At 76.3% G+C, this 1,419-nt stretch carries 2 protein-coding genes; both read right to left on the bottom strand.

What is annotated here, in order from left to right; translation table 11 throughout:
* Nucleotides 1-1,024: serine/threonine-protein kinase (locus EEJ42_RS31580; protein WP_148082079.1), on the bottom strand; the 1,024-nt coding region annotated here is incomplete at its 3' end.
* A 61-nt stretch (nt 1,025-1,085) separates the two neighbouring features.
* Nucleotides 1,086-1,419, bottom strand: a 334-nt coding sequence (locus EEJ42_RS31575; protein WP_123105284.1) for an ROK family protein, incomplete at its 5' end; no start/stop codon positions are given.

Genomic DNA, 1,419 nt, shown 5'->3' with positions numbered 1-1,419 from the left:
TCCGGCCGCGCCCCGGCCCCGGCGTGCCGCCCTCCCCGGGACCGGCGCCCACCAGCGGCTGGGCGGCCGCGACATCCGGCGCGGTCGGGGTCCTCGGGACCTGCGACGCCTGCGGGGGCCGCGGGACCGGCGGTGCCTGCGGAGGAGACGGCCGAAACTCCGGCGCGGCCCCGGACGCGACGGCCTCCAGCAGCTGCCGCGCCTCGGCCGCCGTGGGACGCCCTTCCGGATCCTTGTCCATCAGCTCGCGCAGGACGGGCGCCAGCGGACCGGCCAGCCGGGGCTCCGGCAGCGGCTCGGTGACGATCGCGGTCAGCGTCGACCACACCGAGGTGCGGCGGAACGGCGACGAGCCCTCCACCGCCGCGTACAGCGTCATGCCCAGCGCCCACACGTCCGAGGCCGGGCCCGGGTCCTGGCCCTGGGCGCGCTCCGGCGCCAGGTAGTCCAGCGAGCCGATCAGCTCGCCGCTGCGGGTCAGTTTGGTGGTCGCGCCGTCGTCGGGCGCCTCCATGCTCGCGATGCCGAAGTCGGTGAGCACCACCCGGCCCCCGCGGTCGAGCAGCACGTTCCCCGGCTTCACATCGCGGTGCAGCACCCCGGCGTCGTGGCCCGCGGCGAGCGCGTCGGCTACCTTCGCGCCGATCCGCGCGGCCTCCAGGGGATCGACGACACCGCGCTCGTCGATCAGGTCGTCGAGGGACGGGCCGTCGATCAGCTCCATGACGATGACCGGCAGCCCGTCCTCGTCCGCCACGTCGTGCACCGTGATCACACCCGAATGGCGGATCCGGGCCGCGGCGCGCGCCTCGCGCTGCATCCGGGTGCGCAGATCGGCCAGCTCCGCGCCGGACGCGTCGGTGTAGGCGCGCAGCACCTTGACCGCGACCTCCCGGCCCAGCAGCTCGTCCACCGCTCTACAGACCACGCCCATGCCGCCGCGGCCGAGCTGCCCCGTCACCCGGTAGCGCCCGCCCAGCAGCCTGCCGGACAGATCACCGCCCATGTCCCCCGGTGCCACCATCGGATCCCTCGCATCGCCAGCAGTGAGCGAACAGCTTAGGCCCCGCCGGTGACAGTCCGGCTCAACTCGCGCCGCCAGGCGCGCCCACCGGGCCGAATCCCTCCAGCCGCTGTTCCTGGGCCGCCGCGGCGGCCGCCCCGACCAGCCCCGCGTCGGTGCCCATCTGCGCCGGTACGACCTCAAGACCCTGGACGTAACTCAGGGTCGCGTAGGCGCGCAGGGCGCGCCGAAGGGGCGCGAAGAGCACGTCCCCGGCGCCCGCGACCCCGCCGCCGATCACCGCCACCTCGATCTCGACGAGCGCGGCGGTCGCGGCGATCCCGGCGGCCAGGGCCTGCGCCGCGCGGTCGAACGAGGCCCGCGCGACCGGGTCACCGGCGCGCGCGGCGACGGCG

Source organism: Streptomyces botrytidirepellens, from assembly GCF_003721215.1.
Lineage (GTDB): Bacteria > Actinomycetota > Actinomycetes > Streptomycetales > Streptomycetaceae > Streptomyces > Streptomyces himastatinicus.
The sequence above is the reverse complement of the archived record's forward strand: the minus strand, read 5'-3'. Positions and strand labels throughout refer to the sequence as shown.